This window comes from Aquabacterium sp., from assembly GCF_035476535.1.
Taxonomy (GTDB): domain Bacteria; phylum Pseudomonadota; class Gammaproteobacteria; order Burkholderiales; family Burkholderiaceae_C; genus Pseudaquabacterium.
Map to the genome: position 1 here is coordinate 1 of NZ_DATILJ010000085.1, position 8,317 is coordinate 8,317.

At 67.7% G+C, this 8,317-nt stretch carries 11 protein-coding genes; 9 read left to right on the top strand and 2 right to left on the bottom strand.

Annotation, left to right across the window (positions count from 1 at the left end; all coding sequences use genetic code 11):
- The first annotated feature begins 123 nt into the window (after nucleotides 1-123).
- The 5 genes from fliS to VLK61_RS08710 are packed head-to-tail and all read left to right on the top strand — an operon-like array spanning nucleotide 124 to nucleotide 2,610.
- Entirely contained in the window at nucleotides 124-561 is a 438-nt protein-coding gene (fliS, locus tag VLK61_RS08690) for a flagellar export chaperone FliS (RefSeq protein ID WP_325420203.1), read from the top strand.
- Nucleotides 562-585: 24 nt separating this feature from the next.
- On the top strand, nucleotides 586-885 hold the full coding sequence (locus VLK61_RS08695; protein ID WP_325420205.1) for a flagellar protein FliT: 300 nt from the start codon (nucleotides 586-588) through the stop codon (nucleotides 883-885).
- Between the two features lie 24 nt (nucleotides 886-909).
- Entirely contained in the window at nucleotides 910-1,674 is a 765-nt protein-coding gene (locus VLK61_RS08700; RefSeq protein WP_325420207.1) for a flagellar brake protein, read from the top strand.
- A 7-nt stretch (nucleotides 1,675-1,681) separates the two neighbouring features.
- Nucleotides 1,682-2,104, top strand: coding sequence for a type IV pilin protein (locus VLK61_RS08705; RefSeq protein WP_325420209.1), 423 nt, complete (start codon nucleotides 1,682-1,684; stop codon nucleotides 2,102-2,104).
- Entirely contained in the window at nucleotides 2,101-2,610 is a 510-nt protein-coding gene (locus VLK61_RS08710; RefSeq protein WP_325420211.1) for a GspH/FimT family pseudopilin, read from the top strand. Before VLK61_RS08705 ends, VLK61_RS08710 begins: the two co-directional genes overlap by 4 nt.
- A gap of 25 nt (nucleotides 2,611-2,635) precedes the next feature.
- Here the strand turns inward: VLK61_RS08710 and atpE are convergent, their stop codons facing one another.
- Together atpE and fliE are read right to left on the bottom strand one after the other, a co-directional pair.
- Nucleotides 2,636-2,878: a F0F1 ATP synthase subunit C gene (gene atpE, locus VLK61_RS08715; protein WP_325420213.1), complete on the bottom strand. Its 243-nt coding sequence runs from the start codon at nucleotides 2,876-2,878 to the stop codon at nucleotides 2,636-2,638.
- A gap of 131 nt (nucleotides 2,879-3,009) precedes the next feature.
- Complete coding sequence (fliE, locus tag VLK61_RS08720) at nucleotides 3,010-3,369, bottom strand: flagellar hook-basal body complex protein FliE (RefSeq protein ID WP_325420215.1); 360 nt, start codon at nucleotides 3,367-3,369, stop codon at nucleotides 3,010-3,012.
- 186 nt (nucleotides 3,370-3,555) lie between these two features.
- On the opposite strand from fliE, the gene fliF reads away from it, so the two are divergent.
- From fliF to VLK61_RS08740, 4 genes are all read left to right on the top strand, one after another.
- On the top strand, nucleotides 3,556-5,238 hold the full coding sequence (gene fliF / locus VLK61_RS08725; protein WP_325420217.1) for a flagellar basal-body MS-ring/collar protein FliF: 1,683 nt from the start codon (nucleotides 3,556-3,558) through the stop codon (nucleotides 5,236-5,238).
- 51 nt (nucleotides 5,239-5,289) lie between these two features.
- Nucleotides 5,290-6,285, top strand: a complete 996-nt coding sequence (fliG, locus tag VLK61_RS08730) for a flagellar motor switch protein FliG (RefSeq protein ID WP_325420219.1) — start codon at nucleotides 5,290-5,292, stop codon at nucleotides 6,283-6,285.
- Nucleotides 6,272-7,012, top strand: a complete 741-nt coding sequence (locus VLK61_RS08735; protein ID WP_325420221.1) for a FliH/SctL family protein — start codon at nucleotides 6,272-6,274, stop codon at nucleotides 7,010-7,012. Before fliG ends, VLK61_RS08735 begins: the two co-directional genes overlap by 14 nt.
- 109 nt (nucleotides 7,013-7,121) lie before the next feature.
- Nucleotides 7,122-8,317: DUF4382 domain-containing protein (locus VLK61_RS08740; RefSeq protein WP_325420223.1), on the top strand; the 1,196-nt coding region annotated here is incomplete at its 3' end.

Genomic DNA, 8,317 nt, shown 5'->3' on the forward strand with positions numbered 1-8,317 from the left:
CCGGAAGTCCCCGGCCAATCCGCAGAAACAGCGGGTAACACGGGCCCGTCAAGCGGCTCAAGTGCCCGGAAGGCCGACCGATAACCTGGGTACAACCAACGTCATCCTCACACCCAGACCACCATGTCCATTGCGCCGAACACCGCTCACGCTCAACGCGCCAGGCATTTCGTCGGCGCCTACCACCAGGTGGGCGTGCAAACCACCGTGAGCGAGGCCTCCTCTCACCGTCTCATCGCCCTGCTGTTCGAGGGTTTCTTCGCCGCCGTGGCTCGCACCCGCGGCGCCATGCGTGCCGGCGATGTGCAGGCCAAGGGTGTGGCCATCGGCCAGGCCGTGCGCATCGTCGACGAAGGCCTGAAGGCCGGTCTCAACCTCACCGCCGGCGGCAAGCTGGCGGTGGACCTGGCCGACCTGTACGCCTATGTCTGCCTGCGCCTGACGCAGGCCAACTTGCGCAACGACGAAAAAGGCCTTGATGAATGCATCGGCCTGATGACGCCGCTGCGCGACGCCTGGACCGCCATCGGCAACAGCGCCGATGCCCAGGCCCACTTCTGATTCCTCTGGCGAGCACAGATCATCATGAACAGCAGCCTACTGAACTACTACGAGGCCATTGAAAAGGCCAGCGCCGACATGCTCGACGCCGCCCGCGCGGGCAACTGGGATCACGTCATCAAGCTCGAAGGGGCTTGTGTGCTGCTGATCAGCCAGCTGAAGAACGCCGCGCGCGGCAACAACCTGAGCTCTGAAGAGAGCCAGCTGAAGTCGCGCATCATGAAGCGCATCCTGGTCAACGATGCCGAGATCCGGCACCTGGCCGAGCCCTGGCTGGACGACCTGGACCACCTGATGGCCGGCAAGCCCAAGACCCTGCACTGACCGCCTACCCGAGGGCAGAACGCCATGGCTTTCCTGGACACCCAACCCGCGCCGATGGACGACGCCAGCGGGCTGGACCCGTTTGCGGCGTTCCGCCTCGAGTCGCCGCGCGAGATCGCGGCGCTGATGCGTCAGCTGATGGACGGCAGCACGCCGGTGAACCTGAGCTCGCCCGAGGGCACCAGCCTGAGCACCGCGCTGTGGACGGTGGACTCGGCCAGCCAGCGACTGGCCTTCCAGGCGGATGGCGATAGCCCGCAACTGCAGCGGCTGATCGAATCCAACGAAGTCACCGCGGTGAGCTACCTCGAAGCGGTGAAGCTGCAATTCGACCTGCACCACCTGATGCTGGTGCGCGGCGCCAAGACCTGCGCGCTGCAGGCCGCGATGCCACGCCGCGTCTACCGCTTCCAGCGCCGCCAGGCCTACCGCGTGCGCACGCTGGAACGCAGCGCACCGGTGGCGCTGCTGCGCCACCCGGCGCTGCCGGATATCCAGCTTTCGCTGCGTGTGCTGGACGTCAGCATCGGCGGCTGTGCCCTGCTGATGCCCGATGACATGCCGCCGCTGCAGCCGGGCCTGACATTGCATGCCGTGCGCATGGAGCTGGACCCGGACACCCGCCTGAGCACCACGCTGCACGTGCACCACATCAGCTCGATCCACCCGAACGCCCGCGGCGTGCGCCTGGGCTGCGAACTGGTGAAGCTGGATGCAGCCGCCGAGCGCGCGCTGCAGCGCTACATCGACCAGACGCAGAAGCGCCGGCGCCTGCTGTCCTTGGGCTGAAGCCAGCATGGGAACACAACACAAGACCTTGTCTCGGACCCGCGGATTCGGCCTCGTCGAGTGCGCTGTCGCGCTGGCGGTCTCGGGCGTGCTCGTTGCCGTCGCCCTGCCCAGCTTCCGCGCGCAGCAGCTGCGCAGCCACCGCATCGAAGCGCCGCAGAGCCTGCAGCGCATCCAGCTGGCGCAGGAACAGTACCGCGGCGAACACGGCCGCTATGCCGAGCAATTGAGCCAGCTGCCCGGTGCCGCCGACACCAGCCCGCGCGGCCACTACCGGATCGTGCTGCACAGCCACGGGCCGCAAGCCTATGAGCTGGTGGCCCAGGCCGTGGGCGAGCAGCTGCGCGACAAGGATTGCACCACCCTCACGCTGCGCATCGAAGGCGCGCTGAGCCACCAGGAACCCAGCGCCCGCTGCTGGAACGCATGAACAAGAAACACCTCCGCACCCGTGGCCTGACGCTGCTGGAGCTGATGATCGGCCTGGCCATCGTGGCCATCCTGAGCTCGCTGGCCGCGCCCTCGTTCGGCGCCTGGCTGGCGCGCAACCGCGTCAAGGCCGCCGCCAACCACCTGGTGGCCGACCTCGGCGAGGCGCGCCACGAAGCCACCCGCCGCGGCGCGGCCTTGCGCGTCAATTTCGAGCCGGGCAAGCAGTGGTGCTACGGCATCACGCTGGATCCAGCGGCGAGCTGCTCCACGACCGGCAACGCCGCCGTGCTCAAGCGCGTCTCGGCCAGCGAACACCCGGGCGTGGTCATCAGCACCGCCGAAGCGATGGATTTCGACGGCAGCAGCGGCACCGGCCTGAAGCCGCTGGCCCGCGTGCGCCTGGTCTCCAGCCAAGGCGATGTGCTGCAGGTGAAGATGACCCGCCTCGGCCGCGCCAGCGTCTGCGCGCCCGAGGGCGGCTTCCCCGACCTGCCGCCCTGCTGAGCATCGCCAACCAGCACGGGGTGGGTCAATTCTTGAAGGGGTTGGCCGTCGAGAACCAAAGCCCGATGCCGGTGGCGATGATGAAGGCACCGTCGGTGATGCCGGCGAGCAGGAAGACTTTGCCCTGCAGTTTGTCCATCAACTCGGGCTGACGCGCCGAGCCTTCGAGGAATTTGGCGCCCAGCACACCGATGCCGATGCACGAGCCGATGGCGCCCAGGCCGATCATGTGGCCCACGGCCAGGGGGACGAGGTCGATGCCGTTCATCTTTCACTCCTTGTTGCGTTGCAGCCATGTTCGGGCCGCCACGACAGGGTGTCGATGACCTGGCAGGTCAATGCGCGACGATGAGCCTCCGGCGCGCCGCGGCCTCAGCCGCCAACGCGGGCCGGCGCCGGCTACACCTGCATGTTCATGATCTCGGAGTAGGCCTGCACCAGCCGGTTGCGCACCGAGATGGCGGCGGTGAAGCCCAGGCGGGCCTTTTCGGCCGACACCATGGTCTCTTCCAGGCTCACCGATGAGTTGCCGAGCTGGAACTCCTGCTGCAGCGCGGAGGCTTCGTTCTGCGCATCGCTGACCTGGCGCAAGGCCTGGGTCATTGCGCTCTGGAAGCTGGCCTCTGGCGTGGCACTGGTCTTGGATGCCGCACCTGCCGCGCCCGAGCCGCCGACGCTGCCGATAGGCATGCCATCCGGCCGCAAGCCGGCGCGAGCGACGGCTTGTGCAAAGTCGAAGGGCTTGAGTTTCAGGTCCATGGTGGTGCAGACGGCAATGCGAACGGCTTGTCCACGGGCTTTACTTTAGGGGCCCCGATCGGCCGCGATGGCGGGAACTGAAGCCCGAAATGCGGGTTGTTTGCGCCTTGGTCGGGGCCGCCGCTAACGAACAATCTGCTGCATTCGAAGCCCCCTTTGCCGCTTCGCCCGGAAGCCCTGCCCCCCATGGACGCCAACGTCACACCGATCACCCCGAACAACGCCGCTGCCGAGCGCGTGGCGGCTGAAGGCACCGGCGGCGCGATGTCCCGCTTCGCCGCGATGCCGGCGCGCGCCAAGATGATGCTGGCGCTGGGCCTGGCCGGCCTGGTCGCCGTGCTGGTCTCGCTGTTCCTGTGGAACGGCAACGGCAACCTGGCGCCGCTGTACCCGAACCTGTCGGAAAAGGATGCCGGCGCGGTGATCAGCCAGCTCGCCACCTTGAAGGTGCCGTACAAGGCCGCCGGCGACGGCACCACGCTGATGGTACCGGCCGAGATGATCCCCGAGCTGCGCCTGAAGCTGGCGCAGGCCGGCCTGCCCAAGGGCACCACCGCCGGCTTCGAGCTGATGGACAACGCACGCTTCGGCCAGAGCCAGCTGCAGGAGCGCACCAATCTGCAACGGGCGCTGGAAGGCGAACTGGTGCGCTCGATCACCTCGATCTCGGCGGTGCAAACCGCGCGCGTGCACCTGGCGCTGCCGTCGCAGAACGGCTTCTTCCGCGAACAGCAGAAGCCCAGCGCCTCGGTGATGCTGACGCTGCACCCGGGCCGCACGCTGGACCGTGCGCAGGTTGCCGGCATCGTGCACCTGGTGTCGTCCTCGGTGCCGGACCTGTCGGTCAAGGCGGTCAGCATCGTCGACCAGAACTCCTCGCTGCTGTCGGCCCCGCCCGAGGCTGGCCACCAGGGCCTGGACACGCAGCAGCTGCAGTACTTGCAGCAGGTGGAAGCCAGCTACCTGAAGCGCGTGATCGAGATCCTCGAGCCGGCACTCGGCCGCGACAACCTGCGCGCCACCGTCACCGCCGAGATGGATTTCAACCAGCTCGAATCGACCACCGAAGAGTTCAAGCCGAACCAGGCTGGCGAAGCGACGATCCGCAGCTCGCGCAGCGCCGAAGCCTCCAACGCCGCCACCGCCACGCCCAGCGGCGTGCCCGGTGCCGCCAGCAACCAGCCGCCGACGGCGGCAGCCGCGCCGCTGCAAGGCGCCGCGTCGCCGCTGCAGGCCGCGCAGACGGGTTCGGCCGGCGGCAATGGGCGCAAGGAAAACACCGTCAACTACGAAGTCGACAAGACCGTCAGCATGAAGCGCCAGGCGGTCGGCGCGATCAAGCGCATCAACGCCGCGGTGCTGGTGAACCACCGCGGCAGCACCGATGCCAAGGGCAAGACCACCAGCACGGCACTAACGCCCGAAGAACTCGACAAGCTCACGTCCCTGGTGCGGGAAAGCATCGGCTTCAACAAGGACCGCGGCGACTCGGTGAAGGTGGTGAACATCCCCTTCCGCGTCGAAGCCGCGCCCAAGATCGATGAAGTGCCGATGTGGAAGCAGCCCTGGCTCGTCGACCTGGTGCGCGCCAGTGCGGTGCCGGCAGGCCTGACGGCCGTGGCGCTGATGCTGGTGTTCGCGGTGGTGCGGCCGGCGCTGCGCCAGATCGTGCCGCCGCCCGCGCCCAAGGTGCTGGAAGCCTTGGTCGACGACACGATGAAGCTGCCCGAGCCGGTGATCGAAGAGCCGCTGATCCTGGAACAACCCAAGACCAACCGCCAGCTCGAAGGCGCCCGCCTGCTGGCCCGCGACAACCCCGCTGCGGTGGCCAACATTGTCCGAAACTGGGTCAGCGGCGAGGTTGCATGAACCGCACCGTGACCCCCAGAATCCAGCACGTTCCCCGCGGGAGATCCCATCGTGGATGACAAAGGGCTGGAAAACGCCGCCATCCTGCTGATGTCGCTCGGCGAAGAAGAGGCCTCCGAGGTCTTCAAGCACCTGGCGCCCAAGGAAGTGCAGCGCCTGGGCGAGACCATCGCCAAGCTGAAGGTCGTCTCGCGCGAGAAGATGCAGGACGTGATGGACAAGTTCACCCACGTGGCTTCAGAGCAGCACACGCTGGTGGCCGACACCGACGAATACGTCAAGGCCGTGCTGCGCAAGGCGCTGGGCGACGACAAGGCCAACCTGCTGATCGACCGCATCCTGCAAGGCAGCGACGTCACCGGCATCGAAAGCCTGAAGTGGATGGACGCCGGCTCGGTGGCCGAGCTGCTGCGCAACGAACACCCGCAGATCGTCGCCGCGATCCTGGTGCACCTGGACTTCGACCAGAGCAGCTCGGTGATCAAGGCCTTCGGCGAACGCCAGCGCAACGAGGTGCTGGTGCGCATCGCCACGCTGGACGGCATCCAGCCCTCGGCGCTGAAGGACCTGAACGAGGTGATGAGCAAGGTGCTGGCCGGCGGCGAGAAGCTGCGCAAGGCCTCGCTGGGCGGCGTCAAGACCGCGGCCGAAATCATCAACCTGCTGGGCACCTCGATCGAGACCTCGGTGCTGGATTTCATCCGCGAGGCCGACAACGACCTGGCCCAGAAGATCATGGACAACATGTTCACCTTCGACGACCTGAACAAGCTCGACGACAAGGGTGTGCAGGCGCTGCTGAAGGAAGTGCAGAGCGAATCGCTGGTCATCGCGCTGAAGGGCGCGACGCCGGAAATGCGCGAGAAGATCTTCCGCAACATGTCCACCCGCGCCGCCGAAACGCTGCGCGAAGACCTGGAATCGCGCGGTCCGGTGCGGGTTTCGGAAGTCGAAGCGGAGCAGAAGGAAATGCTGAAGACCGTGCGTCGCCTGGTCGACGAAGGCCAGATCCAGTTGGCCAGCGGAGGCGCCGATGAGTTCCTCTAAACCCAACGGTCCGCGGCAGGTGCCGCCGCCGCCGAATTCGCGCGCCGGTACGGTCTACACGCGCTTCATTCCGCGCGAGGAATTGCAGGGTTTTGCCAGCTGGGCGCCCAACTCCTTCGGCGACAACGGGTCCAACGCGCCGCCAGTGCGTGCGGCGGTGGAGCCCGAGCCAGTGAACAATGAAGCGGTGGCCGAGCAGTGGCAAGCCCAGATCCATGCCGCGCGGCAAGAGGGCTACCGCGACGGCTACCGCGACGGCCTGGTCGCCCTGGAAAGCTTCAAGCAGAGTTTTGCGCAGCAGCTGGCCGGCCAGTTCGGCCGCGTGATGCAGAACTTCGATCATGAACTCGGCACGCTGGAACAGCAGATCGCCGCCAGCGTGGCCCGCATCGCCACGCAGCTGGCGCGCCAGGTGGTGCGCAGCGAACTCGGCGTGCGGCCCGAGCTGGTGGTGCAGGTGGCGCAGGATGCCGTGAACGCGGTGCTGATGAGCGCACGCACGATCACCGTGCACGTGAACCCGGAAGACCACGCACTGATCAACCTCGGCGCGGCCGATGCGCTGGATGCACGCGGCGCGCGGCTGGTCAGCGCGCCCACCGTCGAACGCGGCGGCTGCCTGATCGAAAGCGACGCCGGCACCATCGATGCGCGCATCCACGCGCGCTGGGTGCAGGCGGTGCAAGCGCTGGGGACCGGGGTGGATTGGGCGCTGGACGGGGATTGAGCCCTACACCGGCACCGGCAAGCGCCGACGCATTCCGGTGACAAGCTCCTACACGCGGTTTCAAGCCCGCGGGCTATCGTCATGCGTGAACCCGCCGGAGCCGCTGACCATGAGACCCGAACACCACCCGACCTCCGCCATGCTGGCGTCGATTGCCGTTGCCGGGCTCACCGCCGGTCTGGTGGCCTGTGGGGGTGGCGGTGATGCCGCGGTCACGCCAATGCCGGGCATCGGCACCGCCGGCACGATGCGCCTGTCGCTCACCGACGCGCCATCCTGCGGCTACGACAAGGCCTTCGTCACGATCGAGAAAGTGCGCGTGCACCAGAGCGCCTCAGCCGCCGATGCCGACAGCGGTTGGGCCGAGGTGGTGCTGCCCTCGCCACAGCGCGTGGACCTGCTCAGCCTGAACAACGGCACGCTGCTGCCCTTGGGCCAGACCGAACTGGCCGCCGGCACCTACACCCAGATGCGGCTGGTGCTGGCCGCCAACACCGCCGCCAGCCCGCTGGCCAATGCCGTCACGCCGACCGGTGGTGTCGAAACCGCGCTGACCACGCCGAGCGGCCAGCAAAGCGGCTTGAAGATGAACGTCAACCTGACGGTGCCCGCCGGCCAGGTGGCGGATTTCGCGATCGACTTCGATGCCTGCAAGTCCTTCGTCAAGGCCGGCAACTCCGGCAAGATCCTGCTGAAGCCGGTGCTGTCGGTGATCGCCATCCTGTCGTCGGCCGGCCAGCGCCTGGTGGGTTTCGTCGATCCCGCGCTGGCCAACGCCGGCACCACCGTGTCGGCGCAACTCGCCGGCATGCCGGTGCGCGCCACCGCACCGGACAGCAGCGGCCGCTTCACGCTCTACCCGGTGCCGGCCGGCAGCTATGACCTGGTGATCACCGCCAGCGGCCGCGTCAATGCGGTGATGACCGGCGTGCCGATCAGCGCGACGGCCTCCACCGCCATCGGCAGCGAGACCGCACGCATCAACACGCCCTTGTCGGCGGCCAGCTTCATCGCCTCGGGCGTCGTCACCGTCAGCGGCAGCACTGTCGACACCAGTGCCGCGGTGCGCGCCGCGCAGAGCTTCGGCGGCGGGCCCACCATCGAGGTCGGCTACGCCGCGGCAGACGCCAACACCGGCGCCTACGCCATCGGCCTGCCGGCCGGCGCCCCTGCCAGCCTGGCTTACGCCGCCGGTGCCACCAGTTTCGTGTTCGCGAGCCAGGGCGCTGCGGCGGGGCTGTACCGGCTCGAGGCCAGTGCGCCAGCCTTGCCGGTCAAGACAGCCGACATCGTGCTGCTCGGCAA

Coding starts and splice junctions, on each gene's coding strand:
- VLK61_RS08705 (WP_325420209.1), top strand. CDS start 1,682: ATGGGAACACAACACAAGACCTTGTCTCGGACCCGCGGATTCGGCCTC.
- VLK61_RS08710 (WP_325420211.1), top strand. CDS start 2,101: ATGAACAAGAAACACCTCCGCACCCGTGGCCTGACGCTGCTGGAGCTG.
- atpE (WP_325420213.1), bottom strand. CDS start 2,878: ATGAACGGCATCGACCTCGTCCCCCTGGCCGTGGGCCACATGATCGGC.
- fliS (WP_325420203.1), top strand. CDS start 124: ATGTCCATTGCGCCGAACACCGCTCACGCTCAACGCGCCAGGCATTTC.
- fliF (WP_325420217.1), top strand. CDS start 3,556: ATGGACGCCAACGTCACACCGATCACCCCGAACAACGCCGCTGCCGAG.
- VLK61_RS08695 (WP_325420205.1), top strand. CDS start 586: ATGAACAGCAGCCTACTGAACTACTACGAGGCCATTGAAAAGGCCAGC.
- fliE (WP_325420215.1), bottom strand. CDS start 3,369: ATGGACCTGAAACTCAAGCCCTTCGACTTTGCACAAGCCGTCGCTCGC.
- VLK61_RS08735 (WP_325420221.1), top strand. CDS start 6,272: ATGAGTTCCTCTAAACCCAACGGTCCGCGGCAGGTGCCGCCGCCGCCG.
- VLK61_RS08700 (WP_325420207.1), top strand. CDS start 910: ATGGCTTTCCTGGACACCCAACCCGCGCCGATGGACGACGCCAGCGGG.